The organism is Pontibacter roseus DSM 17521 (assembly GCF_000373265.1).
GTDB lineage: Bacteria > Bacteroidota > Bacteroidia > Cytophagales > Hymenobacteraceae > Pontibacter > Pontibacter roseus.
The window spans coordinates 217,829-244,016 of the sequence record NZ_KB890765.1 but is presented as its reverse complement, the minus strand read 5'-3'; the positions used below and the strand labels follow the sequence as shown (position 1 = coordinate 244,016).

27 protein-coding genes are annotated in these 26,188 nt (G+C 54.4%); 16 read left to right on the top strand and 11 right to left on the bottom strand.

From position 1 onward, the window contains the following. Nucleotides 1–17: 17 nt before the first annotated feature. From B051_RS0112580 to B051_RS0112570, 3 genes are all read left to right on the top strand, one after another. Nucleotides 18–1,094: a patatin-like phospholipase family protein gene (locus B051_RS0112580; protein ID WP_018478558.1), complete on the top strand. Its 1,077-nt coding sequence runs from the start codon at nt 18–20 to the stop codon at nt 1,092–1,094. A gap of 98 nt (nt 1,095–1,192) precedes the next feature. Continuing rightward, nucleotides 1,193–1,774 (top strand): hypothetical protein, encoded by a 582-nt coding sequence (locus tag B051_RS0112575; RefSeq protein WP_157578845.1) that lies wholly within the window; start codon nt 1,193–1,195, stop codon nt 1,772–1,774. A 144-nt stretch (nt 1,775–1,918) separates the two neighbouring features. Next, nucleotides 1,919–2,482 carry a hypothetical protein gene (locus tag B051_RS0112570; RefSeq protein WP_018478556.1) on the top strand — a complete coding sequence of 188 codons (564 nt, stop codon included), beginning with the start codon at nt 1,919–1,921 and terminating at the stop codon, nt 2,480–2,482. Between the two features lie 79 nt (nt 2,483–2,561). Here the strand turns inward: B051_RS0112570 and B051_RS0112565 are convergent, their stop codons facing one another. Beyond that, nucleotides 2,562–3,050, bottom strand: coding sequence for a peroxiredoxin (locus B051_RS0112565; protein ID WP_018478555.1), 489 nt, complete (start codon nt 3,048–3,050; stop codon nt 2,562–2,564). Between the two features lie 138 nt (nt 3,051–3,188). Between B051_RS0112565 and B051_RS0112560 the strand changes: the two genes are divergently transcribed. From B051_RS0112560 to B051_RS0112525, 8 genes are all read left to right on the top strand, one after another. Beyond that, the gene (locus tag B051_RS0112560) at nt 3,189–3,881 is read left to right on the top strand and encodes a glycosyltransferase family 2 protein (protein ID WP_018478554.1); all 693 of its coding nucleotides are present in this window, start codon (nt 3,189–3,191) and stop codon (nt 3,879–3,881) included. Nucleotides 3,882–3,901: 20 nt separating this feature from the next. Continuing rightward, nucleotides 3,902–5,374 (top strand): cellulose synthase family protein, encoded by a 1,473-nt coding sequence (locus tag B051_RS0112555; RefSeq protein WP_018478553.1) that lies wholly within the window; start codon nt 3,902–3,904, stop codon nt 5,372–5,374. 2 nt (nt 5,375–5,376) lie between these two features. Then, nucleotides 5,377–6,708 (top strand): hypothetical protein, encoded by a 1,332-nt coding sequence (locus tag B051_RS0112550; protein ID WP_018478552.1) that lies wholly within the window; start codon nt 5,377–5,379, stop codon nt 6,706–6,708. A gap of 140 nt (nt 6,709–6,848) precedes the next feature. Next, nucleotides 6,849–7,403: a hypothetical protein gene (locus tag B051_RS0112545; protein WP_018478551.1), complete on the top strand. Its 555-nt coding sequence runs from the start codon at nt 6,849–6,851 to the stop codon at nt 7,401–7,403. A 187-nt stretch (nt 7,404–7,590) separates the two neighbouring features. Next, nucleotides 7,591–8,697 carry an alpha/beta hydrolase-fold protein gene (locus tag B051_RS0112540; protein WP_018478550.1) on the top strand — a complete coding sequence of 369 codons (1,107 nt, stop codon included), beginning with the start codon at nt 7,591–7,593 and terminating at the stop codon, nt 8,695–8,697. A 111-nt stretch (nt 8,698–8,808) separates the two neighbouring features. Continuing rightward, nucleotides 8,809–9,354, top strand: coding sequence for a dihydrofolate reductase family protein (locus tag B051_RS0112535; RefSeq protein ID WP_018478549.1), 546 nt, complete (start codon nt 8,809–8,811; stop codon nt 9,352–9,354). A 41-nt stretch (nt 9,355–9,395) separates the two neighbouring features. Further along, the gene (locus tag B051_RS0112530; RefSeq protein ID WP_018478548.1) at nt 9,396–10,283 is read left to right on the top strand and encodes a dienelactone hydrolase family protein; all 888 of its coding nucleotides are present in this window, start codon (nt 9,396–9,398) and stop codon (nt 10,281–10,283) included. A 1-nt stretch (nt 10,284) separates the two neighbouring features. Next, the gene (locus tag B051_RS0112525; protein WP_018478547.1) at nt 10,285–10,617 is read left to right on the top strand and encodes a DUF1801 domain-containing protein; all 333 of its coding nucleotides are present in this window, start codon (nt 10,285–10,287) and stop codon (nt 10,615–10,617) included. A gap of 21 nt (nt 10,618–10,638) precedes the next feature. On the opposite strand, the gene B051_RS0112520 is transcribed toward B051_RS0112525, so the two are convergent. Continuing rightward, nucleotides 10,639–11,322 (bottom strand): DUF2461 domain-containing protein, encoded by a 684-nt coding sequence (locus B051_RS0112520; protein ID WP_018478546.1) that lies wholly within the window; start codon nt 11,320–11,322, stop codon nt 10,639–10,641. 22 nt (nt 11,323–11,344) lie between these two features. Continuing rightward, nucleotides 11,345–12,223: a hypothetical protein gene (locus tag B051_RS0112515; RefSeq protein ID WP_018478545.1), complete on the bottom strand. Its 879-nt coding sequence runs from the start codon at nt 12,221–12,223 to the stop codon at nt 11,345–11,347. Between the two features lie 182 nt (nt 12,224–12,405). Here B051_RS0112515 and B051_RS21250 point away from each other — a divergent pair, with 182 nt between their 5' ends. Further along, nucleotides 12,406–13,581 (top strand): L,D-transpeptidase family protein, encoded by a 1,176-nt coding sequence (locus tag B051_RS21250; RefSeq protein WP_018478544.1) that lies wholly within the window; start codon nt 12,406–12,408, stop codon nt 13,579–13,581. 9 nt (nt 13,582–13,590) lie between these two features. On the opposite strand, the gene B051_RS0112505 is transcribed toward B051_RS21250, so the two are convergent. From B051_RS0112505 to B051_RS0112490, 4 genes are read right to left on the bottom strand one after another with little or no spacing between them, the layout of a single operon-like run. Continuing rightward, nucleotides 13,591–14,196: a TIGR04282 family arsenosugar biosynthesis glycosyltransferase gene (locus B051_RS0112505; RefSeq protein WP_018478543.1), complete on the bottom strand. Its 606-nt coding sequence runs from the start codon at nt 14,194–14,196 to the stop codon at nt 13,591–13,593. Next, a complete protein-coding gene (locus B051_RS0112500) occupies nt 14,189–14,713 on the bottom strand; it encodes a rhodanese-like domain-containing protein (protein ID WP_018478542.1) in 525 nt (174 codons plus the stop codon). The genes B051_RS0112505 and B051_RS0112500 overlap by 8 nt, the downstream gene beginning before the upstream one ends. A gap of 16 nt (nt 14,714–14,729) precedes the next feature. After that, nucleotides 14,730–15,797, bottom strand: a complete 1,068-nt coding sequence (gene arsS / locus B051_RS0112495; RefSeq protein ID WP_018478541.1) for an arsenosugar biosynthesis radical SAM (seleno)protein ArsS — start codon at nt 15,795–15,797, stop codon at nt 14,730–14,732. 2 nt (nt 15,798–15,799) lie between these two features. After that, complete coding sequence (locus B051_RS0112490) at nt 15,800–16,135, bottom strand: arsenosugar biosynthesis-associated peroxidase-like protein (protein WP_018478540.1); 336 nt, start codon at nt 16,133–16,135, stop codon at nt 15,800–15,802. Nucleotides 16,136–16,287: 152 nt separating this feature from the next. Here B051_RS0112490 and B051_RS0112485 point away from each other — a divergent pair, with 152 nt between their 5' ends. Then, complete coding sequence (locus B051_RS0112485) at nt 16,288–17,769, top strand: NAD-dependent succinate-semialdehyde dehydrogenase (protein WP_018478539.1); 1,482 nt, start codon at nt 16,288–16,290, stop codon at nt 17,767–17,769. Nucleotides 17,770–17,772: 3 nt separating this feature from the next. On the opposite strand, the gene B051_RS0112480 is transcribed toward B051_RS0112485, so the two are convergent. Continuing rightward, nucleotides 17,773–18,537, bottom strand: coding sequence for a YdcF family protein (locus B051_RS0112480; protein ID WP_018478538.1), 765 nt, complete (start codon nt 18,535–18,537; stop codon nt 17,773–17,775). A 155-nt stretch (nt 18,538–18,692) separates the two neighbouring features. After that, nucleotides 18,693–19,043, bottom strand: coding sequence for a DUF2905 domain-containing protein (locus B051_RS22835; RefSeq protein ID WP_245539622.1), 351 nt, complete (start codon nt 19,041–19,043; stop codon nt 18,693–18,695). A 47-nt stretch (nt 19,044–19,090) separates the two neighbouring features. On the opposite strand from B051_RS22835, the gene B051_RS0112465 reads away from it, so the two are divergent. Next, nucleotides 19,091–21,541, top strand: a complete 2,451-nt coding sequence (locus B051_RS0112465) for a type IA DNA topoisomerase (protein WP_018478536.1) — start codon at nt 19,091–19,093, stop codon at nt 21,539–21,541. A 63-nt stretch (nt 21,542–21,604) separates the two neighbouring features. Here B051_RS0112465 and B051_RS0112460 read toward each other — a convergent pair whose 3' ends face one another. After that, nucleotides 21,605–22,006, bottom strand: a complete 402-nt coding sequence (locus B051_RS0112460; RefSeq protein ID WP_157578841.1) for an Ig-like domain-containing protein — start codon at nt 22,004–22,006, stop codon at nt 21,605–21,607. 491 nt (nt 22,007–22,497) lie between these two features. Here B051_RS0112460 and B051_RS0112455 point away from each other — a divergent pair, with 491 nt between their 5' ends. Next, nucleotides 22,498–23,433, top strand: coding sequence for an SWFGD domain-containing protein (locus tag B051_RS0112455; protein WP_018478534.1), 936 nt, complete (start codon nt 22,498–22,500; stop codon nt 23,431–23,433). 198 nt (nt 23,434–23,631) lie between these two features. Then, complete coding sequence (locus tag B051_RS0112450) at nt 23,632–24,255, top strand: porin family protein (protein ID WP_018478533.1); 624 nt, start codon at nt 23,632–23,634, stop codon at nt 24,253–24,255. 206 nt (nt 24,256–24,461) lie between these two features. Here B051_RS0112450 and B051_RS0112445 read toward each other — a convergent pair whose 3' ends face one another. Further along, entirely contained in the window at nt 24,462–26,033 is a 1,572-nt protein-coding gene (locus tag B051_RS0112445) for a SulP family inorganic anion transporter (protein WP_026236374.1), read from the bottom strand. Between the last annotated feature and the right edge of the window lie 155 nt (nt 26,034–26,188).

Sequence of the window (26,188 nt, the reverse complement as noted above, 5' to 3'; positions counted from 1 at the left end):
GCCTGTGCAGCATGCGTATGAAAAGGTTCTTAAGTGCGGTTTTCTTTTTGCTCTCGGTTTTTCAGGCTGCCACGGCGCAGCAGGAGCCCACTTTCCGGAACCTGGTGATGGAGGGAGGCGGCGTACGGGGCATTGCGTATGGCGGTGCCCTTCAGGAACTGGAGCAGCGCAACATCCTGCCGGGTATAGAGCGGGTAGCGGGCACCTCGGCAGGCGCCATTCAGGCAGCGCTTCTCGCCGTTGGCTATACCCCCAATGAAATCACCGACATCACGTTCCGCACACCCTTGCAGCAGTTCAACGATGGCAAGTTCATCTTCTTCGGCGGCACCAACCGCCTTTTCAAGCAATACGGCTGGTACCGCGGCGACAAGTTCACCGAGTGGCTGGGTGCGCAACTGGAACAAAAGACGGGCAACGCCGACATCACCTTCGCGCAACTGCACGCCCTCACCGGCCAGAAAGGTTTCCGGGACCTGTATGTGACGGGCACCAACCTGACGGAACAGCGGGTGATGGTGTTCTCGCACGAGACCTTCCCCAACATGCAGGTGAAGCACGCCGTGCGCATCTCCATGTCCATACCTTTGTATTACCGCGCCGTTCTGCTTGACAAGCAAGGCAACATCGTGACCAAACCCGCGCCCGGCCAGCAGGTGGATGTGCTGGTGGATGGCGGCATCCTGGCCAACTTCCCCATTGAGGTCTTTGACCACGCCCGCTACCTGGACGTTGCCTGCCAGGATTCCACAAACATGCAGGATGGCTCCGGCACGTGCTACAACCCACAGACCCTGGGGCTGCGCCTGGACCGCGACGAGCAAATCGCCTACGATGAGAAGCAGGCGGGCCTGGCGCCGTACGACATCCAGAAGTTCGGGGATTACATGAACGCCTTCTATACCATTGTGAAAGAGAACCTAAACCGGCACAACCTGACGCAGCAGGACTACAACCGCACCATCTACGTGAGCACAATGGGCTTCAGCGCGCGGGTGCGCAAACTGAGCGAGCAGGAGAAGGCGACGCTCCTGGAGAGCGGCCGCAAAGGCGTAGAGCACTACATGAGCCGGCACCAAAGCAGCAGAGATTAGCTAACACACCTTCGCACCTGGTCGAGTAAAACGGCTACAGGTATAGGCTTTTCCCGGCTATTGTGCTTTATTTGTAAAGTAAATCACGTTATACCTTTATGGGAAGAATACGCGCCACCGTTTCCGGGTTGACGGCAGCTGCCTGCCTCCTGCTTTTCAGCGCCTGCAACGACTGCAGCACCAGCGTGAGCCAGTTCGAGAACGGCGATAGCACTTGGACGGTGTACGCTGCGCAGGACTCCCTGCAGATGCTGGCCGAAAACGACACCGTCTATACCTTCGTCAACGTCAGGACAAGTTCTGAGCCCGTACCCGGCGAAGGATTTGACGTGACCGACGCCTGCATTGAGCAGTACGACACACGCCGCGTAAGCGTGATGCAGCAGGCAGACACTCCCCGTCGGTTCCCGGCCTTGACCGTGATTGCGCAGCGGCGTCCGAATGATATACAGGTGAGCCTGGCAGTGGCCGGACGCGGCACTCTGCTGATTCCTGATGTAAATACGCCCCAGCACGCGAGCCTGCCGGTGAATGGCTTCACTTACACCAATGTGTTTGACGTGGCCGCCGCCGATAGCACGGGCAGCGATGTGAAGCGCATCCTGTTCAACCGGGAGTTCGGCTTCCTGCAGGTGGAGTTCTTCAGAGGACGGACCTTGAAACGGGTAGCCAATCCATAGCTTTCCAATTACCTAAATTGACTATTTTTGCACAGGCTTGCAACCATCTGTTCCCAAAAGGCCTCTTACCGGTAGCGACAGCCGCTGGCACGTGCCTTTCGGCAGTATCAGATTTAGATTTTCACTTACATTACACTTTCACCCATGACAAACCCTTTTAAATTGGCCGGTATGTTCCTGCTGGCGACCCTGCTTTTCACCTCCTGCAAAGATTGTGACACCACCGTAACCCAGGTGACAGAAGATGATACTAAATGGCTGGTATACGACCGTGGCGACACGGTGCGCTTCGTGAACGAGAACAACGAGACGGTGCGTTTTACGACCAGCGTGCTGCGCGCAGACCAGGTTCCCGGCGAAGGATTCAATGTAACGGACAATTGCATCGAGCAGTACGACATACAGGCAGTGAGCATCATCGAGGACACCAATAAGGAATACCCCAGGCTGGCCACTTTCTTCCTGAAGCGACCCAACACCTTTGACATGGCGCTGTTGGTAGAGGAAGTAGGCGAATATGAGATAAACGAGACACAGCCCACCTACCCCACGGCTACCGTGAACAACAACCTCTACAGCGAGGTGTTTGAAGTAGTGCGTACCGACAGCTCTAAAACCACAAACCTGAAGCGCATCCTGTTCAACAAGGAATTCGGTTTCCTGAGCGTGGAGTACTACAACGGCAAAAAGCTGCAACTGGCACAATAGCCAATAGGCGCTGGCAAAACGCAACGGGCCCGGCATTTGATGATGCCGGGCCCGTTGTATTACTAGCTATACCTGCCTCTTAGGCAAACTGTTCCACGCCTTCATGGTTCAGGTCAAAAAGCACATCCAGCACCTTCTGCACATGCTCGGCAGGTTTGGAAAGGGAATTGAACACATACTGCACCTGGCCCGTCTTGTCAATCACGTAGATGGCTTTGCCAGGCACGATGCCAAACTTGCGCGGAACACCGTACAGGTTGCGTATCTGGGCGTCGGTGTCGCTCAGCAGCGTGAAAGGCAGGCGGTACATGCGCTCAAAGCGCTTATGCGACTCAGCCTTGTCCGAGCTGATGCACACGACTTCCGTATCCAGCTCTTTGAAAAGTTCATAATGGTCCCTGAACTCACAGGCCTGTTTGGTGCAATCCGGTGCATGGTCTTTCGGGTAGAAGTATAGCACCACATTTTTCTTCTTCAACAACTCGTAAAGCCGGAAAAAGCCACCATCCAAACGCTGCAATTCAAAGTCAGGGGCCTTATCTCCAATTTTAACCACTTCTCTGCTCATAAAAAATTATACTCCTCTACATATAAAAACCTTTCACTCAGTGAAAGGTTCATTCTGCAAAGGTAATACACCATTTACCAGAAAAGCCAATTTTTGAGGCAGATAGCTTCGGATAATTATTTTCAGCAATTTTGCGCCATGCCCCTCATCCACGTCATCATACCTGCCTACAACGAAGAAAAATCCATAGCCCACGTCATAGCCGCCATACCGGCCGGGCTGGTGCAGGAGGTGATTGTGGTCAACAACAACTCCAGCGACCAGACGGCGGCTGTGGCCAGTGCGGCGGGTGCCACCGTGCTGGATGCGCCTATACCTGGCTACGGCAACGCCTGCCTCACAGGTATAGCCTACGCAGCCGCCAAGCCCGTTCCCACCCGACCCGACATTATCGTGTTCCTGGACGGTGATTTTTCCGATTTTCCCGAGGAGATGCCCTACCTGCTACAGCCCATTCTGGCCGGCCAGGCAGACATGGTGATTGGGTCAAGGGCACTGGGGCAGCGTGAGAGTGGTTCTATGATGCCGCAGCAGATTTTCGGGAACTGGCTCGCCACCACCCTGCTCCGCTGGCTGTACGGCGCCTCTTTCACCGATTTGGGACCTTTCCGGGCCATCCGCTTCAGCACGCTGCAGCAACTGGGCATGCGGGACCGCAACTACGGTTGGACGGTGGAGATGCAGGCCAAAGCTGCCAAACAGAAAATCAGGTATGCGGAGGTGCCGGTCAGCTACCGCAGGCGCATTGGCGTATCAAAGGTATCGGGCACGGTGAAAGGGTCCGTGATGGCGGGCTATAAAATTATTCTGACTATCTTTAAGTACCTGTAGCAGCACACCCGTAGCCAGCCATGACGATTCTCCAGCTCCTTCTTCTGATAGTATATAGCAGCTGTCTGGCTTTCATTTTCTGCTACAGCCTGGTGCAGCTGCACCTTACCTTTCTCTATTGGGCACGCCGGAAACAGCCTGATGCGCCGCTCCCCGAACTGCAGGTATGGCCGCCGGTCACAGTGCAGCTGCCCGTATACAACGAGCGTTATGTGGTGGAGCGGCTGATAGACTCCGTCGCTGCGCTCGATTACCCCCGGCACCTCCTGCATATTCAGCTCTTAGATGACTCCACCGACGATACCAGGGCTATCATCCAGCAGAAGATAGCCTCCTACGCCGGCAGCGGGCTTCGGTTGGAACATATCCAACGGCCGGAGCGCATTGGCTACAAAGCCGGGGCGTTGCAGTTTGGGCTGGAGCGGGCAACTGGTGACTTCATCGCTATTTTCGATGCGGATTTCGTGCCGAACTCTGATTTCCTGAAGCGCACCATTCCGGGCTTTGCGCATGACCGGGTAGGCGTCGTGCAAACACGCTGGGGACACCTGAACCGAGATTACTCCCTCCTGACCCGGCTCCAGGCTTTCGGACTGAATGCGCATTTCACCGTGGAGCAAAGCGGCCGCAACAACGGTCGGCACTTCATCAACTTCAACGGCACAGCCGGGGTATGGCGCAAGAGCTGTATAGTGGACGCCGGTGGCTGGAAACACGATACCCTTACCGAGGACTTGGACCTGAGCTACCGGGCGCAGCTGCGGGGCTGGGAGTTCCGGTATCTGGAGCAGGTGGAAGCGCCTGCCGAGTTACCAGCGGCCATGGGAGCCATCAAATCGCAGCAGTTCCGCTGGACCAAAGGAGCTGCCGAAACCGCTCGCAAGCACCTGCCTGAAGTGTTAAGTTCCCGCCTATCGCTGCCTACCAAGCTGCACGCCGTCTTCCACCTGCTCAACAGCGGGGTGTTTGTATGCGTGCTGCTCACCGGTCTGCTGAGCATACCCATCCTATACCTGAAAGACCAGCAACCGGAGCTCGCGCCGCTGTTCAAACTAGGTGCGCTGCTGGTAGGGAGCATGGTGGCACTGTTGGCTTTCTACTGGACGGCGCGCTACCAGCAAACCAAGTCCGTGTGGCAGACCACCCGCCGCTTCCTGCCGGAGTTCTTTCTGTTCCTCTCCCTCTCGATGGGGCTCTCGCTGCACAACAGCGTGGCGGTTCTGGAAGGCTATGCGGGTAAGAAAACCCCGTTCATACGCACCCCCAAACACAACCTGGTGCACCGTCGCGACAGTTGGCGGCAACATGTGTACGGCGTGGCCAGTATAAATCCGGTGACGCTGCTGGAGGGTCTGCTGGCTTTGTACTTCGGTTATGGCATCTGGCTGGCGTTCCGGCTGCAGGACTTCGGGCTGCTGCCATTCCATGTGCTGTTGGCTTTGGGCTTCGGCTCAGTTTTCTTCTATTCCCTTTCCCATAGCAGGCGCGCATAAGTATGGACCGGAAGCATGTGGTTCCTTATCTGGCTTTAGGTGTCTCGGCGTTGGTATACCTGGCGCTGGGCTATGTCACGCCGCGCGAGGACTTCACGCAGTTGCTCCTGCTCATGCTGCTGGCCTTTGTCGCCTATACCTACGTTACGACCCAGAAAATCAAGGTATGGCATGGTATAGCGGCTGCCTTGTTTTTCCGGTTGCTGTTCCTGTTTGCGCTGCCTGCCCTCTCCGACGACTACTTCCGGTTTGTGTGGGACGGCCGGCTGCTGCTGCACGGGCAGAACCCTTACCTGCACCTGCCCTCCTACTACCTGGAGAGTGACACACCTGCCTTGCCTGGCATCACTCCAGAGCTGTTCCGGCAACTCAACTCCCCGGATTACTACTCAGTATACCCGCCGGTGCTGCAGGGAATCTTCTGGCTGTCGGCCGCCCTCTCGCCCGATAGCGTGCTGGGAAGCGTGCTGGTGTTGCGGGTGGTTATCCTGCTGGCAGAGGCGGGCTCCATTTTCCTGCTGCTCCGCCTGGTGCGGCGCATGGGGCTGCCCGACCGCTATACGCTGCTCTACGCCCTTAACCCTTTGGTGGTAGTGGAACTGACCGGCAACCTGCACCCTGAGGCGCTGCTGATTTTCTTCCTGCTCCTGTTCCTCTACCAACTCCACTACCAGCGCTACCTAATAGCGGCCCTGCCTTTTGCCCTGGCCATTGGAGCTAAGCTGTTGCCGCTCATGTTCCTGCCCATTGTGTGGCGCAAGCTGGGACTGAGGCGTTTTGTGGGGTTCGGGGCGGTGCTGCTGGGTGCGTTGCTGCTCCTGTTCCTGCCGCTGCTCTCGGTGGAGGTGCTGCGTAATTTCTTCCAGAGCATCGATTTGTATTTCCACCGGTTCGAGTTTAACGCCAGTGTGTACTACCTGCTGCGCTGGCTGGGCTTTCAGTTGACGGGCTACAACCAGATAGCCGTTATCGGGCCGCTGCTGTCGCTGGTCACACTGGGTGCTATTTTGACCATGGCAGCGGTTAAGAATTTGGGTTCCGTGAAGCGGCTGGCGGGCTACATGGCGGCGGCCCTGACGGTATACCTGTTCCTCTCCACCACCATGCATCCCTGGTACATCACCACATTGGTCGCCCTCACGGCCATGAGCCACTTCCGCTACGCCGCCGTATGGTCTGGTTTGGCTGTGTTCAGCTACGCCGCCTACCGCAGCAGCACCTACACCGAAAACCTCTGGCTCGTCGCGCTGGAGTACACTTTGGTGCTCCTTTGGCTGTGGGCAGAACTATACCTGTACCGCCAGCAGAAAAAGTACGCCAACCTGGCGAAGTGACCCAAATTGTTTTGCGGTTGGTACGGATAAATAACTGGAATCTCCTATATTTAACATAAAGTCTATTAAGTTTAGCCGACATATGTCAGCTGCAAAAGCGTATGTTCACGCTTTTGAGGTAGTTAGCACATATAAACATAATGAATAAGAAAGAACAAATTTGGCTTGGGCTATTTTGTGTTTTGCCTGTAATTGGGGCAAAAGCCCTTGCTGATTCCATTGCACCTAATGATAATATGAAGCTTCTTTACGCAGCTATGTTTGGTGGCTTTGCTACTTTAATTGGATATGGCATCTATTATACTACCAAAAATAGAAGTAATAGCATAAGAGCAATTTCATTAGCATTGGTTATAGGTGCATTAACTACAACGGTTGTCGTTGCATCCAATAACAGCTATCCCCAAACATGTCATGTATGTGGGTATAAAGCTATTGAAAAAGGAGACCCGACATGTGGTTATTGCTATGAAGAAGTATCGGAAGAAAGGATGAAAGAAAAAGGCTACAACAGTCTTAGTGAGTTGGTTTATGCACGACAGCTTTATGTTTTTTATCAGGATTCATTAGAGCAGGTGGACTTCTATAAGCCAGAAGTGTCTGAAGAAGGTTTTCAAAAAAATAAGGATTGGAAGCCGTTGATAACGAGAGAAGACTTGCGTGATGTGCACGAAGAATTAAAAGCCGAAAAATAACAAGTGCTAACCCTGCATAGGCTATATGTTCGGCTGACGCCTTCACAAATCCTGTACTAACCGTTAGCTATAACTTACAATCAAATAGTCAATGAGATTACTTCTATATTTCCTTCTACTTTTTCCTGCCTTCTGCTTCGGACAGTCTTCTAATCATACTGAAGATGAAATTACTATTGGAAAGAGGTTGACCATTCACTCCTCTATCTTAGAGGAAGACAGAGAAGTGTGGGTTTACGTGCCCAATTCTGCCGGAGCTGAGCGTTATCCAGTGATGTACCTGCTGGATGGCAAAGATTTTTTCCATTCCATAACGGGGATGGTGGGTGAGCTAAGCTCTATTGGCAGGATGCCCAAAATGATAGTGGTAGGAATCATGAACAAAGACAGGGGAGCCGATTTCACTCCTACCCGGTCCATATTTAGCCGCGACGGGATGGTAGACCCGGATTTCAAGAACTCAGGTCGAGGGGAGAAATTCATCTCCTTTCTCCAGAAGGAGCTGATACCTTATGTTGAGTCTCGCTATAACACGCAGCCTTATCGCATGTACGTGGGCCACTCCCTTGGAGGGCTAGCAGTCCTTCATGCGCTAGTCAACCACCCAGCCCTGTTCAACTCCTACGTGGCCATGGACCCCAGTGTCTGGTGGGACAACCACCTCATCGTAAAGCAAGCGCAGGAAGCCTTCACCCAAAAGGACTATGTTCACAAAAGCCTCTACTATGCGACGTCCAACACCATGGAGAAAGGAATGGACACGGTCAGGGTTATCAAAGACACAGCCTATGCCAACGGCAACGTACGCAACCACTTCCAGTTCAGGGGAGTTCTCCGAAAAAGCAAGAACCTGCACTGGGCCTGGAAATTCTATCCAGAGGAAAACCACTCTTCGGTGCCGCTTCCCTCTCAGTATGACGGCCTGCGATTCATCTTTAAAAAGTATGAGCTAGGCAAGGACTTACAGGATACTACCATCACGGTGGCATATATTGAAGACCATTACCGCAGCGTATCTGCCATGATGCAATATACTGTGCTGCCTTCGCAGGGTACGGTTAACTGGCTCGGGTATATCTCCATGGGTAATAAACAATTTGAAAAAGCGTACGGCTTTTTCAAGATGAACATTGATAACTACCCTTCCAGCCCCAATGTCTATGACTCTATGGGGGACTACTATGTGGAGAGGGGCAATAAAAAGAAGGCCATCGAAGCATTCAAAAAAGCATTGACGCTGCAGGAAATAGCTGAAACCAGAAAGAAACTGGAGATGCTACAAGCAAAAAAGTAAAACAGTAGCTAACAAAACTCAGCCTTAACCCTCTCCAAGCTTTGGGCTTCGGCTGCACGAGTAGCGTCAGCCATCATTAAAAAGTATAGCACGCACCTCAAACTCAACCCCATGCGCAGAGTAATCCTAGATTTAGCCGTGACACTTGATGGATTCATAGAAGGGCCAAACGGGGAAGTGGACTGGTGCATCCTGGACGATGACATGGGTTTCGAGAGCTTTCTTTCAGGTATAGACACCATTCTCTACGGCAGGGTGAGCTATGAGGCTTGGGGGAATTTCCAACCTGATGCAAGCGCCAGCGAGACAGAGAAAGCCATTTGGGCCGCCGTCCATTCCAAGCAGAAAGTCGTTTTCTCCAGCCGGGAGCGGCAGGACAGCCAAGCTACATTTATCACCACTGCCATACCTGAAAAGGTCGCTGCACTCAAACAACAGGACGGGAAGGACATCTGGTTGTATGGCGGAGCAAAGCTTATCATGACTTTCATACAGCACGGCCTGATTGACATTTACCGGCTTTCGGTTCACCCTACCGTATTAGGAGCAGGCAAGCCCCTGTTCCAGAACCTGACAGACCGGATAAACCTTGATTTGATAGAGGTGAACAGATTCAAATCTGGGGTGGTGCAACTCATTTATGAAGCCAAAAAATGATTACAAAGCTCGAATCCTGTCACTAAACCACACAGACTAACATGGACGAAATCAAAAAAGAGGACATCAGCCAAGAGGTATTTGACCTGTACGATGACTATGCGCACAACCGGGTCAGCCGCCGCGATTTTCTGCAGAAGCTCTCCATCTACGCCGTGGGTGGACTGACGGTGGGCTCCCTCATGAGCTTTCTCATGCCCGACTACCAGAACGCCATCCAGATTCAAGCGGGCGACAAGCGTCTGAAATCAGACTACATCACCTATCCCTCCCCCAAAGGCGGCGTAACGATGAAGGCCCTGTTGTCGAAGCCTTCGAAATCGAAAAAGAAGCTTGGTGGTATTGTGGTGGTGCATGAGAACCGGGGCCTGAATCCGCACATCGAGGATGTTGCCCGCAGGGCCGCACTGGCAGGCTTCGTCTCGCTTGCCCCTGATGCCCTGACCCCACTGGGCGGCTACCCAGGCACCGATGACGAGGGCCGTGCGCTGCAAAGCAAACGCGACCGCAACGAGATGCTCGAGGATTTCATCGCGGCGTACGACTACCTGAAAAACCACAAAGACTGCAACGGCCGGGTGGGCGTGGTAGGCTTCTGCTTCGGTGGCTGGATTTCCAACATGATGGCCGTGCGCATACCTGACCTGGCGGCAGCCGTTCCCTTCTATGGTGGTCAGCCGCCGCTGGAGGATGTTCCCCAAATAAAGGCGCCTCTTCTGCTGCACTATGCCGAGCTGGACACCCGCGTGAACGAAGGCTGGCCGTCTTACGAAAAGGCATTACAGGAGCACGGCAAGGACTATACCGCCCATATGTACCCCAACGCAAACCACGGCTTCCACAACGACACCACCCCGCGCTACGACAAGGAGGCCGCAGAATTAGCCTGGAACCGTACCATCGATTTCTTCAACGAGAAGCTAAAGTAGCATGAATGAACAGGTAACTGCGTATATCAAGTGCGCCCCTTCGGAGCAAAAACAGATGATGGAGGCCGTAAGGCAACTCATCCACAGCAGTGTACCTGACGTGAGCGAAGAGTTCAAGTGGAGCCGACCCGTTTTCAGAGCGGCCAAAGACTTCGCCTATCTAAAAACTGCGAAAGCCTATGTCACTTTAGGCTTCTTCAACTTTGAGAAGCTGGAGGACAAGGACAACCTACTGGAGGGCTCCGGCAAGGACATGCGGCACATCAAACTTAAGTCCACGAGCGACATAGACAGGCCGCTACTCGAAAGCTGGTTCAGAGCAGCGGCCCGGTAAGCAAGGTTGTTGCCGAGTTGTTTACTGCTCCCCCAAATCGCGCAGCGGGGCCGTCAGGAAATCGTTGAAGGGTTTGACTGCCCGGAAGGCCTCTACCACCACCTGCATGAAGTCTTTGCCCAGCACCACGTTGTCAGGTATAGGCATCACGGCGTTCCAGCTTTTGAAGCGCAGGTACTCAATGGCGGGGTTGTCTTTGTCGTAGCCTTTGGGCGTGGTTTTGAGCTGCTCGCCGGTGATGTTCCCGAAGCGCTTTTTGAAGTCCGGAACCTGAACGATTCGTTGCAGCTCATCCAGGTTGTAATCAATCTCCTGCCGCACCGCTTTCAAGTAGTTGGCGGGTGGCATCCAGAGCCCTCCGGCTACAAAAGAGTTGTTGTTGCCGGCCAGGTGCAGGTAGTAACCGGGGAGTATGGATTTTCGTCCGCCTTCGGCCACGTAGGCGCCGAAGTGGTCTTTGTAAGGACGCTTGTCGCTGGAGAAGCGCACATCGCGGTAAATGCGGAACACGAGGTCTTTGCCTTTCTGGCCGTGCGCGGCCGGTTCAAAAGGCTCCATCTCCTGCAGCATCTCATCCAGGAAAGCCAGGTAGTTTTTGCGTGCCGCATCGTAGCGGGCCTTGTGCTGCTGAAACCACTCGCGGTTGTTGTTCTGGGTGAGTTCCTCCAGAAAGGCAAGCGTACTCTTCTCTATGGTGGTTGCCATAAATTCTTTTGTTAGGTATAAGTTATTCGGTCTGCCAATAGGCGTAGCGGCTGAGCTGCTTCAGTTCCAGGTTGCGGCCGTCCCAGGTCTGCTGGCGCAGCAGCTGGTTGGGATAAACACTCGCAAACCAGTAGCGGTTTTCCTTGCCTTCCGCCAGTTGCACCTGTACTTCCCATGCCTCATTCCCGTCAATAGCGGCCTTGGCAACTGAAACAGTGGCTTTGTATACTGTCAGCTTACCCAGTTTGTTTGTCTGCTGCGTCTCCAGCACCGGCACCTCAAAGCGGAGTCCGTCCCGGAAGCGCAGGCTGCGCAAGGTATAGGGCAGCTGGTCTTCCAGCAACAGCTCTTTCGGCAACTCGCGGTTGCCCTCGCCTTCCCCATCGAAATAGGAGTTGTAGTACAGGTTATAGCTGTTTCCCTGGTCGGTCAGCGCCTTGAACGTGTTGCCGCACCACTCCTGCGACGACGTGGTGAGCTTGTGCAGGTATAGCGGGTTCTCCCGGCGGATGAAGAGCGAGGTGAGGAAATGGTAGGGGTACTCTTCGGTGGGGATGCGGCAGAACTCGTTCACTTTCATCACCGGGAACAGGTCGGCGCGCGTGTAATCGTCTGTCTTCACGTTGTGCTCCTGGTTGAAGTCTTCTTTCACCGTAATGAGCGTGTACTCAAAATTCCGCTTCTTCTTATAGATGACCCGCTCGACCTCGTAGATGGCCACCTCTGCCAAGCCGTCCTCCCAGAGTTTGTCCATAGCCCAGTCAGGGTTGAAGTGGGTGGCTATCTTCGTGTGGGGTTCCTGCTGGGGAGTACTGGTCTCCTGGCCCGTCTTCTGCTGGGAGCAGCTGGCGCCTGCTACGGTTCCTAATAGCAGGCATAGATATAGCATGTTGGTTCGCATAGGCGGCTCTTTCTCTTGGTTACGAAACTACGATAAAAATCCGTTACCTCTACCCTTCGCGGCTAAGCGTCTTGGGCCTACGGCAGGCTACGCTCCTTACCCATTTGCTCAACAACAAATTCCGTGTATGGTTTTTTCTTCTGCCCTAAAGGCCATACCTTCAGGTATACCGTACAGAAAACATGTGGTTCCCTACACCAAGGCTGCTGATTTTCATGCTCCTATACCTGTGCTCGCTGCCAGGTATGGCACAGGAGGAGGAAGAGCTGTGGTTGCTGGTGCCTGACCAGAAACAACGCCTGCGACAGGCTGTGGAGCAGTACCAGGCATTGGCCGATTCAGCTAGCTGGCATACCTTCCCCAGCACCCTGTTGCTCCGGCCCGGCGACTCCAGCCGCTATGTGCCTCCGCTGCAGGAAACGCTGCAACTACTGGGCGATTGGGTGGCGGAGGACTCCGAAAACCGACATCAGTACACACCCGCGCTGGCTGCGGCAGTCGTTCGGTTCCAGGCGCGGCACGCGCTCAAACCCGATGGCATAGTGGGTCCCCGGACCGTGGCGGCGCTCAATAGGCCGCCTGCCCAGCGCCTGTTGCAACTGCAGAACAGCCTGAGCCGCTGGGAAGCCTTCAGCAAGGACATATCCCAGCCCTACATCCTCGTGAACATACCCGATTACTCACTGCGCGTGATAGACCATAGTGCTGTCCTGCTGGACATGCGCACCATTGTGGGCAAGCCTGCTCAGCCTACCCTCGTCAACCAGACCGACTTACATACCATCGTCTTCAACCCCTACTGGTACATTCCTAATTCCATTGCCTCCAAAGAGATTCTGCCCATACTGAAGCGCAACCCAGGCTACCTGGCCAAGCGGGACATGCAGCTGCTGAAGCCGGCCGTGCTGGGCGGCTATACCAAGATAGACCCTTGGCAGGTGAATTGGAGTAAAGTGGACGCTTCTGGCTTCAATTTCCGTGTAGTGCAGGTAGCGGGAGAGCAGAATGAGCTGGGCAAAGTCAAGTTCCTGTTCCATAGCAACGTCAACCAATACCTGCACGACACCAATGACAGGCACCTTTTCGACCTGGACCGGCGTGCGTTCAGCCACGGCTGCATCCGTTTGCAGCACCCGCACGAGTTGGCGCAGTACCTGATGCAGGAGCGCTCCGGCCTCACGGAAAAACGGGCTGAACGCTTCCTGACGACTGACAAGGACGAACAGTTCGTGCGCCTGAAGAAGCCGGTGCCGATTCTCATCGTGTATATGACTGCCTGGGCTGACCCGCACCTGGGTCTGCAGTTCCGGGAAGACATCTACGGGTACGACCAACCCAAACAGGTTACAATGGAATAGTGCGGGCTATCAGCCGGGCCAGTTCGCCTCCAGATTTTCCAAATCTTCCAGGTTGTCGATATCGGAAAGATAAGGCAGCAGCGCGTGCGAAAGGTGCAGCCGCTCAATGTCGTAAAGGGTGTCGGGGAAGACGTGCTCGGTGCTCCAGCGCTTGTCCTGGAACAACTCGGGGTGGAGGCCATTCATGCCCAGCAGGTAATAGCCACCGTCCAGCGCCGGCCCTACCACTACTTCGTGTGTTTTGAGATTCTCAAAGGCTTTCAGGATGATGTCAGAAGTCAACTGCAGGCAATCGCTCCCGATGATGACGACGGAGGTATAGCCATCGGCAAAGGCAGCGGCAAAGGAGGCGGACATCCGCTCCCCTAAATCACCGGCGGGTTGCACTTGCTTCTGGTACTGCTGGCTTGGCCACATGTCCTGCTCCTCCACCCGCTCCGAATAGTAGACCACCTTGTCCATGGGAAGCTCCTGCGTGACGGAGCGCGTATGCTGCAGCAGGTGCAGGTAGATGTCCAGGGCCGTTTCGGGTCCCACGCTGGCCGCCAAGCGTGTCTTCACCTTGCCCAGCTCCGGATTGCGGACAAACAGCATCAGCAGGTTTTTCTCAGTCATACACTTTTTCTCCTTTGCGCAGCCACACGCCCCAGCTTTTGGAGTAGGCGTGTACCTGGTTTGTTTTGCCTTGTTGGTTGTATACCGGGTGACCCTGGTTCACCCACTCGAACAGGCCGCCGTACAGGTTTTGCACCCGGCTATAGCCTGCCTGCTGTAGCCTCTCCCCTATTTTCTCGCTGCGGTAGCCCACCGAGCAGTACACCACAATCGGTGTGTCTTTCGGTACATCCTTCAGCTGCGCCAGGTCAAAGTTGTCATAGTTGACGAGCTTGGCTCCTGTCAGGTGGCTGACGTGGTATTCTTTCTCTGAACGGGTGTCGAGCAGCACAGGGTGCGTCTCCTTCTCCAGCAGTGGCTTCAGCTTTGCTGCAGGTATAACCGGAACGGTGTGGCTGTACAGTCCTTTCAACAGAAGCGCATACGCTTGGTCGGTCACCTGACCGCAGGCCGGCAGCAACAGGCACAGAAAAAGAACTCCGCTCAGGTATAGCTTTCTGGGTACAGACTGGCACATTTGTCTTAGGTATAGTTTACTTCCCCGCCGTTTCGCCGCCGCAGCTGGAGCCTGCGCCGGCCGTGCAGCCGTAACAATGCTGGTTGAGCACGATGGCACGTTCGTCGAGCCGCTGCAGGTCAAAATCCCGGATGTGCCGCGGGGCACTGGGTGCCACCTTCAGCTCCAGCATCTGGTTGAAGTCACAGTCATACAGGAGGCCATCCCAACCCACGGATACCGTGTTGCGGCACATCACACCAGCGGCCGCCACCGGGTTGAAGGCATTTACCAGCTTTTCCATGTAGCTGCCATAGTTGTCGCTCTCCACCAGGTAATCGAGGTAGCGGCTCACGGGCAGGTTGGTGATGCAGAACAGGTTGTTGAACACGATGCCATACCCGCTCAGCAACCGTCGCTTGAACTCCGCCTCCAATGATTTCTGGCTTGCCGGCAGAAAAGCACCGGACGGGTTGTAGACCAGGTCCAGCTGCAGGCCGCTGCCTGCCTGGCCATACCCCACCTCGTTGAGCAGCTGCAGGGCTTTGATGGATTTTTCGAACACCCCACCGCCGCGCTGGGCATCGGTGCGGGAAGCGGAAAAATAAGGCAGCGACGACACCACCTGCACGCCGTGCTCCTTGAAGAAAAGCGGCAGGTCGTGGTATTTTTTGTTCGCCAGGATGATGGTGAGGTTGCAGCGCACGATAATCTGCCTTCCCAGAGGATACAGCTGCTCCACGAACCAACGAAAATCCGGGTTCATCTCCGGCGCGCCGCCTGTCAAATCCACCGTAGCGATGTGAGGGGCTTTGGCCAGAGCGTCCAGGCACAACTGCATGGTGTCGCGGGTCATGATTTCCTTGCGGTCGGGTCCGGCATCCACGTGGCAATGGCGGCAGGTCTGGTTGCACATCTTGCCCAGGTTTATCTGCAGGATGGTGGTGCCGGTGGGTCGCAGCGGGTATAGCCCATGCTCCTGCAGGCGGACAGCGAAGGGCGGGAACTCCTCCTCCAGCCCGGCATGTCGAAGCACCTCCAGCTGGTAGGTGGGGTCCGCGAACAGGTGGTGCTGCGCCTTCAGTGATTTAACAGGTATACCCATCCTTACATCGTCAGCTCTTTGATTTTGTTCATCATCTGCACCCCGTGCACGAGTGCTGCGCCGCCTTTGATGGCCGCGGCCACGTGTACGGCTTCCATCATCTGGTTCTCGTCGGCCCCTTTTTCCAGGCAGTCGGAGGTATAAGCGTCAATGCAATACGGGCACTGTACGGCGTGGGACACGGCCAGGGCAATGAGCGCCTTCTCGCGCTCCGTCAAAGCGCCTTCCTTGAACACTTCGCCATAGTAATCGAAGAACTTGCGGCCCAGCTCTGGCTGCAGCTCGGATATGTTGCCGAATTTTTTCAGGTCAGCGGGATTGTAATAAGTAGTTTCCATACGATTTATTCTTGTCAAGTGAGTTTGTGGCAGAACGCTCTATAGGTATACGTCATTGGTCGCCATTGAACAGGTAACAGCCCAGACTTGCCGACTGTTTTGCTCCAGAGGCAATTTAGGCATAATCCGCCAAAGGAACAGCCAAACAAGGTATGGGCCGTCTCCTGCCATACCTGCTGCCACCCGCAAATCACGAGAAGGATTGTGGCAACGGCACCCATTCACCCGCCTTGCGTATATTTACACCATATCCCAAGCAAAAGAAGAACATGCCGATACAGACGATAAACCCTGCCACCAACGAAGTCATCAAAACCTTTGAGTCCCATACTACAGCCGAAGTGGAGCAGAAACTGAAGACCGCTGATACCGCTTTCCATACCTGGAAGAACACTGGCTTTGAGGAACGTGCGCGCCACATGACGCGTTGCGCGGAACTGCTGGAGCAGGAGGCCGAAAGGTATGGCCGCATCATCACGCTGGAGATGGGCAAGCCGCTGAAAGACGCCATCACTGAGGTGAAGAAATGCGCCAAGGTATGCCACTACTACGCTGAGCATGCCGCTGACTTCCTGAAGGACGAGGAGGTGGAATCGGGCGCGAGCCGTAGCCTCATCGCCTACCAGCCGCTGGGCGTGGTGCTGGCCGTGATGCCCTGGAATTTCCCGTTCTGGCAGGTGTTCCGTTTCCTGGCCCCCGCCCTCATGGCGGGCAATGTGGGCGTATTGAAACATGCCTCCAACGTGCCGCAATGCGCACTGGCCATCGAAGAAATCATCCGCAAATCCGGCTTTCCTGACAATATATTTCAAACGCTGCTGGTGGAGTCGAAGGCGGTGGACGCCATCATTGAAAGCGACTATGTGAAGGCCGTGACGCTGACCGGCAGCGAAGGAGCGGGCTCCAAGGTGGCGGAGAAAGCCGGTAGCGAAATCAAGAAGACGGTGCTGGAACTAGGCGGCAGCGACCCTTTCATCGTACTCGAAGATGCCGATATAGAAGAAGCTTCCACGACGGCCGTGAAGTCCCGCATGGTGAACACAGGCCAAAGTTGCATCGCGGCCAAGCGCTTCATCGTGGTGGAAGGTATAGCCGACGCCTTTCTGGACAAGATGAAGGAGAAGATGCAGGCCCTCAAAATTGGAGACCCCCTGCAGGACGACTGCGACTACGGCCCGCTGGCCCGCAAGGACCTGGCCGAGGAGCTCGAAAAGCAGGTGCAGGAATCGGTAGACAAAGGCGCGCAGGTGGTGCTGGAAGGCGGGCGTGAGGGCAAGGACTCCGCCTATTTCAAACCCATGATTATCAAAAACGTGAAGCCTGGCATGCCCGCCTACGAGGATGAACTCTTTGGTCCGGTGGCTATCGTGTTTGTGGTGAAGGACGAGCAGGAAGCCATCCGCATCGCCAACGACCACCGCTATGGCCTCGCCGGCACCGTCTGGACCCGGGACAAGGAACGCGGCCTGCGCGTGGCACGGCAGGTGGAGTCAGGGGCGGTGTTTGTCAATGCCATGGTAGCCTCCTCTCCCGAAATGCCTTTCGGTGGCATCAAGAAGTCAGGCTACGGACGGGAGCTCTCCTACATCGGCATCCGGGAGTTCACCAACCAGAAGAGCATCTGGGTGGGGTAACCCCTAAGCATACCCCACCACCTTGTACACCACATACCCGAATATCTCATGGATGATGCGGTGCCAGAGCCGGAAGGCATCGGCATTGGGAATAAACAGTTCATCGGGGGTATAGCGGACCTCACTGCCGTAGAAGTCTGCCGGGAAGGTATGGGTATCGACGCCCGCTTTGTCGAAACAGGCCTTGGCGCGGCGCATGTGGAAGGCGGAGGTCACCAGCAGCCTGCGCTCGAACTGCGGGTATTTTTGCAGCAGTTCCGCCGTGTAGATGGCGTTTTCGCGCGTGTTCATGCTACGGGTCTCGGTGATGATATCGTCCTCCGGCACGCCAGCCTGCAGCAGAATCTCCTTCAGCATTTCCGCCTCCGGCCTTCGGTCCATCGCAATCGTACCTGTTCCGCCCGTTATCAGAAACTTCTCCACCTTGCCCAGGCGATAGAGCTGCAGCGGGTGCAAAAAGCGGTCTGCTCCCTTGTGGGTATGGATTCTATCGGGCGCCAGGCTGTTCCAGCTCGTCACCCCGGTCAGGATGATGGCCACGTCGTAGTCAGACACCTCCGTCACGGGTACAGGCGAGTATTCCCAGGCACGCATGGTGAGGTTAGCCAGAAAGGGATTGGAGAACAGCAACAGCAAGACCGTAGCTGAAACCAGGTATACTCGCCTGACTCGGGCGGACTTGAGAAAGATAGCCAGCAGTAGCAACACCACAATCCAGAGGATGGGCATCAGGAGGTATTGCAACACTTTGGAGAGCACAAAAAACATGAGGCTGTATCAGAAGAAAAGCCAAAGCAGCAGGAAAACAAGGCACATGGTCAGGATGGCGATGACGTCTTTGTGCAGCCTGGGTTTCCGGGGCATTGGCTTGTTGGTTTATGGGGCGCAAGTTAAGAAAGCGCAGGCAAAGCGGAAAGCTATACCTAGAACAAACGCCGGAACACCCACAGCAGCAGCGAGAGCAGGATACTCACCAGAATCATGCTCGTGATAGGCATGTAGAATCGGAAGTTTTTCCGCTCCACCCGGATGTCTCCGGGCAGATTGCCGAACCAGCCCAGTTTGTCCCCGGCCAGCCAGAATATCAGGCCAATCACGATGATGACCACGCCTATAATCACAATGTATTTCCCGAGTGGCTGCATTTGCTTAGGTATAGGAATGCCTGGTGGTAATGCTATACCTACGGCAGGCGCAAGTTGAAGGATATACCTGTCTTCAAGACGGCCACTGCGCCGCATCCCTCCTGCTATTTGTTCGGAAATCCGGTCCAAAAAGCGTAATTTTGAATGTTAGCCTAACTCTTAAAACCACCTATACCTTGAAAGTCTGCATAGCCGAGAAACCGAGTGTCGCCCGTGAGATAGCCATGGTCCTTGGAGCTAGAACCAAGAAGGACGGCTACTACGAAGGCAATGGCTACCAGGTCACCTGGACCTTCGGGCACTTCTGCCAGTTGCGCGAGCCGGACGACTACAACCCACAATGGAAGCGCTGGAGTATGTACGACCTGCCCATGCTTCCCGATAGGTATGGCATCAAGCTATTAGAGGACAAGGGTGTCAAGCAACAGTTTAACATAATAAAGAAACTACTTGAAAATGCAGAGGAGGTCATCAACTGCGGTGATGCCGGGCAGGAAGGGGAAGTGATTCAGCGCTGGGTACTCACAGAGGCCAATTACCGCCGGCCTTTCAAGCGCCTCTGGATATCCTCCCTCACCGAAGACGCCATCCGGCAGGGTTTTGCCCGGCTGCGGGAGGGTTCTGAATTCGACTCCCTCTATCAGGCGGGTAAGAGCCGCGCCATCGGCGACTGGCTGCTGGGCATGAATGCCACACGCCTCTTCACGCTCAAGTACGCCCAGGGCCGGCAGACGCTCTCCATCGGGCGGGTGCAGACCCCTACCCTGGCTATGCTCGTGAACCGCCACCACGAAATCGCCAACTTTGTGCCGCAGCCTTACTGGGAGCTCAAGACGGTATACCGCGACACGACCTTCGCCAGCACCAACGGCCGCTTCCACAAAGAGGAAGAGGGACAGCAGATACTCGAGGCCATCCAGCAGGCCGAACTCACCATCACCGACATTGATACCAAGAAAGGCACTGAGAGCCCGCCCAAGCTCTTTGACCTGACCTCGCTGCAGATAGAATGCAACAACAAGCTCAGCATGTCCGCTGATGAGACGCTCAAAACCATCCAGAGCCTGTATGAGAAGAAAGTGGTCTCCTACCCGCGTGTGGACACCGTGTTCCTACCTGACGACATCTACCCGAAAATACCGGGCATCCTGCAGGGCCTGAGCAACTACCAGCAGGAGGTGGCGCCGCTGCTGCAAAGCAAAATCCGCAAAAGCAAAAAGGTCTTCAACGACAACAAAGTCACCGACCACCACGCCATCATCCCTACCGGCGCGCAGGCCAGCCTATACGGCCGCGAAGCGGATGTGTACGACATCATCACGCGCCGCTTCCTGGCCGCCTTTTATCCGGATTGTATTGTAAGCAACACCATGGTCATGGCCGAGTCTGCTGGCTATACCTTCCGGGTGCGCGGCAAGCAGATTCTGGAGCCGGGCTGGCGCGTGCTGTATGGTGCTGAGGACATCAAGCTAGAGAGCACCGGTAAGGAAAACAAAGAGGAGGAAGAAACCGCCGGCATCCTGCCCAACTTCATTAAAGGCGAGCACGGTCCTCACGCCCCGCTACTCGACAAGAAATGGACCAACCCGCCCAAGGAATATACCGAAGCCACCCTGCTGCGCGCCATGGAAACAGCTGGCCGACAGATGGACGACGAAGAACTGAAGGAGGCACTGAAGGAGAACGGCATCGGACGCCCTTCCACCCGCGCCGCCATTATCGAGACACTGTACAAGCGGCAGTACATCCGGAAAGACAAAAAGAAGATTGTCCCTACCCAGATGGGTATTGATTTGATTGGCGTTATCCCGAACCAGACGCTGAAATCGGCGGAGATGACGGGGCAGTGGGAGCGTAAACTACGCCAGATTGAGGGCGGGAACTTTAAGCCTGAAGCGTTTCTGCAGGAGCTGCAGGACTTTGTGGTGAGCTTGGTGCAGGAAGTCAAGTATGACAAGGCTACCGTCACTATGGAAGCCCAACCTGAGTCTGCTGCCGCCTCCACTGCCAAATCGAAGGCGGCTGCGAAGGCACCGAAAGCCGCTGCACCAGATGCGGTCCCAGCCAAAGGCCTTGGCACCTGCCCAGCCTGCAGCGAAGGCCATATTTTGAAAGGCTCCAAAGCCTACGGTTGCAGCCGCTACAAGGAAGGCTGCCGCTTTCTACTACCCTTTGAGCAACAGGGCAAGACGATAACCGATAAGCAAGTGATGGCGCTGCTAAGCAAAGGTAAAACTCCCACTATCAGAGGCTTCAAAAATGAACAGGGAAATGCTTTCGATGCTATCCTGAGGCTAGATACTATGAAGCAAGCCGTGTTGGAGCGGGTGGAGAAAATAGAAAAAACGCCGGCGTCAGACCCTTTTGGCAAGTGCCCGAAGTGCCAGCAGGGCAGCATGCTCAAAGGCAAGACAGCCTATGGCTGTAGCCGCTTCCGGGAAGGATGCCAGTTCGTGGTGCCTTTCGAGATGGGTGGCAAGCAACTCTCCGAGAAACAGATAGGCACGCTATTGACCAAGCGCAAAACAGCCAAGATAAAGGGGTTCACCTCCGCCAAAACAGGCAACAGCTTCGATGCCTCCTTGGCTCTGAACGAGAACTGGCAGGTGGTATACCTGTTTGATTAAAACAAAAGCGGGGCGACACCGCATTGGGTGTCGCCCCGCTTTTTGCTTAAAGCTACTTGTGATTTACTTCACGGTAAAGCTCACTTCTTTCGAAGAAACGTTCGTGCGTTTGTCTACTACGTTAATTGTCAGCTTGTAACTACCCGGGTTCAAGCTTGGCAAGGTAAGCAGCGTATCCACCTCCAGAATCCTCTGCTTCGGAAAGGTCGTAAAATTCAAAAAGTCCTTCTCGGCGCCCTCGCCTGTCACCCTTACCTGCAACTCTTTTACTAGGTCCTTGTCCACCGCAGTGGCTCTAATGGCCAGTCCCGCCTCTTTGGTCAGGGCCTGATTGTTTTTAGGGTTTTCAATGGTCAGACTAGGCTTCGATCCGTCTGGCTTCAGGTCCCCTCCCTCAAATACATCCTCACAGGCTGTCAGCATCGCGACAGCTGCCAGGGAAGCTAGCATCGTTTTTAGTTTCATATTATCAAGTGCTGATTACTACTCCTGTGTATCCCCAACCCGCTTAACCATTTCAACAGAAACAGTGCCGTAGTTCTGGCACAAGAAGGTCGCAATTTACTAATATGTGTCAATTTACAAAAGCCGCCACCAATAAATTGTACAATTAAACTTGATGTTGTATTTAAAGAACTTTACTCAATTTGATTCACAAAAGCCTGAAAAACATCATATTAAATTGATATCAGTTCAAAAACGCCAAGCTTCGCATATTTATTATCATTAAATAAACACAATATACTATATATGATTATCTAATATACGTGGTGAAAGTCGTCCAATTAGTATAATGAGAGCATTTACTACCTGAGCTTCCGACGCGGGATATACCTGTAAATCATACCCTTGCACGGCATCAAAATAACCTATACCCCCCGGAACCGTAAAAAAAACCGCTGTCCCTGTTAAGGATGACGGCATTAGTGCTATTTTAAACCTAAACCATTTACGCTATGAGAAGCTATGAAAATTCGGGTTACAACCCGTACAACGACAATTACAGGTCAGAGACAAGAGGCTCTGCCCGCAACTATTATTCTGATAATTTTGGTACTTCAGGCCACGGCCGTGGTTCATATGGCAGCGGTACCTTCAGCAGCCGAAGCGGTGGATTTGGATCAGGCCGTGACGCATACGAATCATCTGGCTATGGAGCAACCTCTACCTACGGACGTTCTGCCGGCAATTCCAATTATGGCTCATCAGGCTCCAACAGACGCTACGACAGCGACTGGGATTCCTCTAACCGCCACAGTGGTGGCCGTGATTCTTGGGACCGTGGCTCCGACGAGGTAAGGTCCTGGTTTGGCGACGACGATGCTGAACGCAGAAGAAGAATGGATGACATGCGCGACCGCAGCAGCGACAGCTATTCCTCCAATCGCGGCTACAGCGGCTCGTCTAACTACAGCAGCCCATCCAATTACGGTGGCTCCGGCTATGGCAGCGGTTCCTCTAACTATGGCACCGGTTATGGTTCTTCGGGCTACGGCACTTCCAGCTATGGCTCTGGCTATGGCAGCGGAAGCAGCTACGGTTCCGGCGGTAACTATGGTTCATCCAACTACGGCTCCGGAAGCACCTATGGCTCGCCCAATTATGGTTCAGGCAGCAATTACGGTTCCTCAAACTACGGTTCCGGTTCTTCTGACTGGGACAGAAGCAGCAACCATGACCGCGGCTTCTTTGACCGCGCCGGTGACGAAGTAAAGTCCTGGTTCGGTGATGAAGAAGCTGAGCGCAGAAGAAGAATGGATGAGATGCGCGACAGTAGAGACAACGACAGCGACTACAACAGCAGCTACAGAAGCCACACCAGCTACGGTAACACCTACAGTGGTCCTCCGTACTCCTATGGCTCTTCTTCACGCAGAGACTACGAGTGGTAAGCCTGTCTAAGGCAGTTGGCTCAGACCGATTACTGTAGACTGCACCACAGTATTTACAACCGGAAAGCCCGGCCATAAATGGCCGGGCTTTTTGTATGGGAAAAATAGTACAACTTATATATTTACTCCATTGCACCAAGCGCATCTTTCGGGTAATTTCACGCCGTCCAGTACAATTAACCAAATCAAAAATCATCTATGAAGAGAACCGTACTTTTACTGTTCTGCCTGACCGTGTTGGCAGGCACAGGCTTCGCCCAGCAAGTGGGCATCAAAGGAGGCGCCACCTACTCCACCTTCAAGGGAGGTGACACAGATAACTACAAATATAGGCTCGGGTATACCGGCGGGTTGTTCCTGCAGCGGCACATCGGCAGCCTGGTGGGCGTGCAGGTAGAGGCGCTCTATACCTCCAAAGGTGCCCTGCGCGAAACGGTGGTGGCTGGCAACCTGGTAGAGGAGAATGTCAGGCTGAACTACATCGACGTGCCCGTGTTGCTCCACCTATCAGCAGGCGGCCTGTTCGTGGACCTGGGTCCGCAGGTATCATTCATCTCCAACGCAAAGTATGTAGTGGATGCACATTCCAACTCCGGCGACAAGACCGTAACCAGCAGGACCGATATTACGGATAATCCCTATACAGTTGACTTTGCTTACGTGGGCTCCATTGGCTACCGCGCCAGCAACGGCATTGGCCTGGAGGTGCGCTATACCGGTGGATTGAAGAACATCGACGATGAAGGCGCTTATGTCAGAGCCGAACGCCGCAACTCTTCCTTTAGCCTAATGGCCAGCTACCTGCTTTCCTACAGCCGCTAACCTCACAGGTATAGGCAATGAAAAACGCCCGTTCTTTATAAAGAGCGGGCGTTTTTCATTGCCTATACCTGCCATCTATCAACTCGGAGAGACTGGATTTCCACCAAGAATAAACCCCGGCATTGCCAGGGTCTGTTCTGATTCAATTGGAAAAATTCAGGTAGTAGTTATGCGTGGCTATTGGTCACTTCTTATCGGGTGCCCGCTTAGTGCATATCCAGCACCGGCACCTCTTTCACGTTGAGTATCTCCACAAAGATATTGCGTTCATGGGCTGTCTTTTTGAACTCCTGAATCGCTTCCAGCACATCGTAGTCAATGTATTCTGAATTCTCACCGTCAATAATCACATGGCTGTTGCCTGGCAGGTGCTCCAGCGTCAGCACAATACTGGCCTTGTTCAGGAACGACACGTGCTCGCTCAGCTTAATGCGGATGATGTCCTTGTCACGCTGCTCCTCCTTGTGGTAGAAGTATGGCGACTTGTAGTTGGCCTTCAGGATGAAGAACACGCCCACTGCTAAACCAATCAATATACCTACCAGCAAATCGGTGAATAGGATGGCCAGCACCGTCACGACAAACGGGATGAACTGCTCGTGGCCCAATTTGAACTGGTTCTTGAAGAGCGTCGGTTTGGTCAGTTTGTAGCCCACCATCAGTAGCACGGCCGCCAGCGCCGACAGCGGCACCTGGTTCAGGAAGCCCGCCAGAAACAGCACCGACAGCAACAGGAAAACACCGTGCACAAAGGCCGACATCTTGGACTGCCCACCGGCCGCTATGTTGGCAGAGCTCCGCACAATCACAGCCGTCATAGGTATACCGCCCAGCATACCTGCCAGAATGTTACCCACACCCTGCGCTTTCAGCTCGCGGTTGTTGGGGGTGCGGCGCTTGTGTGGGTCCAGCTTATCGACGGCCTCCACGCTCAGCAGGGTCTCCAGGCTGGCGATGATGGCGATAGTGAAGGCAACCACATACAGCGACGGGTTGGCAAACTGGGACAAATCAGGGAAGCGCAATTCGTTGCCCAGGTCCTGCATGCTGCCAATCTGGGGCAGGCTCACCAGGTGCGTGCTGGTCACGGCCAATTCGGGCATGAAGTTGAGGAACAGGTAGTTGACACCTACGGAACCGATGACCACAACCAGGGCACCCGGCACCAGCTTAAACAGCTTGATTTTCTTCATGGCTGGGGTATCCCATAGCAATAGCACAGCCAAGGAAAGCACGCCGATGATAAGAGCTCCTAAATTGATTGCCCCAAAGGCATGGATAATCTCTGAGAACGTGTTGCGGCCATCCGGCTGAAAGAAATTCATCTCCCCAAAGAAGTCATCGTCTGCCCCCATGAAGTGCGGAATCTGCTTCAGAATCAGGATAAGGCCGATGGCTGCCAGCATACCCCGTATCACGGAAGAGGGAAAGTACAGCCCAATCACGCCTGCCTTCAGGAAACCGAGCACCAGTTGCAGCACACCCGCCAGCACTACGGCCAGCAAAAACGCCTCATACGTCTGCAACGTCTCTATGCCATTGAGCACGATAACCGTCAGACCAGCGGCGGGCCCACTCACACTCAAGTGTGAGCCACTGAGCCAGGAAACCACCAAACCTCCCACTATACCTGTGACCACACCAGCCAAGAGCGGGGCGCCAGAGGCAAGCGATATACCCAGACAAAGCGGAAGGGCAACCAGAAACACAACAAGACCTGCGGGAATGTCCTTCCCAAGTGTGGCCAGATAGCCCGGCTTATAAACAGCGTTTTTCATATTGTAGCGACAAGGAGTGGAAAGGCTCTGACTCATATCCCTGCGCCAGTTCAAAACCAGCAACAGGTATACGAGTCAGCATACTCACCTTATATCTACAAAAGTACGGGCGGGGTATTAAGCCAGCATTAAAACCACATTAAAATGGAATTAAA

What these genes read in the sequence shown, in the direction of transcription:
- B051_RS0112580 (WP_018478558.1), top strand. Translation starts at nt 18, where the DNA reads ATGAAAAGGTTCTTAAGTGCGGTTTTCTTTTTGCTCTCGGTTTTTCAG.
- B051_RS0112575 (WP_157578845.1), top strand. Translation starts at nt 1,193, where the DNA reads ATGGGAAGAATACGCGCCACCGTTTCCGGGTTGACGGCAGCTGCCTGC.
- B051_RS0112570 (WP_018478556.1), top strand. Translation starts at nt 1,919, where the DNA reads ATGACAAACCCTTTTAAATTGGCCGGTATGTTCCTGCTGGCGACCCTG.
- B051_RS0112565 (WP_018478555.1), bottom strand. Translation starts at nt 3,050, where the DNA reads ATGAGCAGAGAAGTGGTTAAAATTGGAGATAAGGCCCCTGACTTTGAA.
- B051_RS0112560 (WP_018478554.1), top strand. Translation starts at nt 3,189, where the DNA reads ATGCCCCTCATCCACGTCATCATACCTGCCTACAACGAAGAAAAATCC.
- B051_RS0112555 (WP_018478553.1), top strand. Translation starts at nt 3,902, where the DNA reads ATGACGATTCTCCAGCTCCTTCTTCTGATAGTATATAGCAGCTGTCTG.
- B051_RS0112550 (WP_018478552.1), top strand. Translation starts at nt 5,377, where the DNA reads ATGGACCGGAAGCATGTGGTTCCTTATCTGGCTTTAGGTGTCTCGGCG.
- B051_RS0112545 (WP_018478551.1), top strand. Translation starts at nt 6,849, where the DNA reads ATGAATAAGAAAGAACAAATTTGGCTTGGGCTATTTTGTGTTTTGCCT.
- B051_RS0112535 (WP_018478549.1), top strand. Translation starts at nt 8,809, where the DNA reads ATGCGCAGAGTAATCCTAGATTTAGCCGTGACACTTGATGGATTCATA.
- B051_RS0112530 (WP_018478548.1), top strand. Translation starts at nt 9,396, where the DNA reads ATGGACGAAATCAAAAAAGAGGACATCAGCCAAGAGGTATTTGACCTG.
- B051_RS0112525 (WP_018478547.1), top strand. Translation starts at nt 10,285, where the DNA reads ATGAATGAACAGGTAACTGCGTATATCAAGTGCGCCCCTTCGGAGCAA.
- B051_RS0112520 (WP_018478546.1), bottom strand. Translation starts at nt 11,322, where the DNA reads ATGGCAACCACCATAGAGAAGAGTACGCTTGCCTTTCTGGAGGAACTC.
- B051_RS0112515 (WP_018478545.1), bottom strand. Translation starts at nt 12,223, where the DNA reads ATGCGAACCAACATGCTATATCTATGCCTGCTATTAGGAACCGTAGCA.
- B051_RS21250 (WP_018478544.1), top strand. Translation starts at nt 12,406, where the DNA reads ATGTGGTTCCCTACACCAAGGCTGCTGATTTTCATGCTCCTATACCTG.
- B051_RS0112505 (WP_018478543.1), bottom strand. Translation starts at nt 14,196, where the DNA reads ATGACTGAGAAAAACCTGCTGATGCTGTTTGTCCGCAATCCGGAGCTG.
- B051_RS0112500 (WP_018478542.1), bottom strand. Translation starts at nt 14,713, where the DNA reads ATGTGCCAGTCTGTACCCAGAAAGCTATACCTGAGCGGAGTTCTTTTT.
- arsS (WP_018478541.1), bottom strand. Translation starts at nt 15,797, where the DNA reads ATGGGTATACCTGTTAAATCACTGAAGGCGCAGCACCACCTGTTCGCG.
- B051_RS0112490 (WP_018478540.1), bottom strand. Translation starts at nt 16,135, where the DNA reads ATGGAAACTACTTATTACAATCCCGCTGACCTGAAAAAATTCGGCAAC.
- B051_RS0112485 (WP_018478539.1), top strand. Translation starts at nt 16,288, where the DNA reads ATGGGCCGTCTCCTGCCATACCTGCTGCCACCCGCAAATCACGAGAAG.
- B051_RS0112480 (WP_018478538.1), bottom strand. Translation starts at nt 18,537, where the DNA reads ATGTTTTTTGTGCTCTCCAAAGTGTTGCAATACCTCCTGATGCCCATC.
- B051_RS0112460 (WP_157578841.1), bottom strand. Translation starts at nt 22,006, where the DNA reads ATGAAACTAAAAACGATGCTAGCTTCCCTGGCAGCTGTCGCGATGCTG.
- B051_RS0112455 (WP_018478534.1), top strand. Translation starts at nt 22,498, where the DNA reads ATGAGAAGCTATGAAAATTCGGGTTACAACCCGTACAACGACAATTAC.
- B051_RS0112450 (WP_018478533.1), top strand. Translation starts at nt 23,632, where the DNA reads ATGAAGAGAACCGTACTTTTACTGTTCTGCCTGACCGTGTTGGCAGGC.
- B051_RS0112445 (WP_026236374.1), bottom strand. Translation starts at nt 26,033, where the DNA reads ATGAAAAACGCTGTTTATAAGCCGGGCTATCTGGCCACACTTGGGAAG.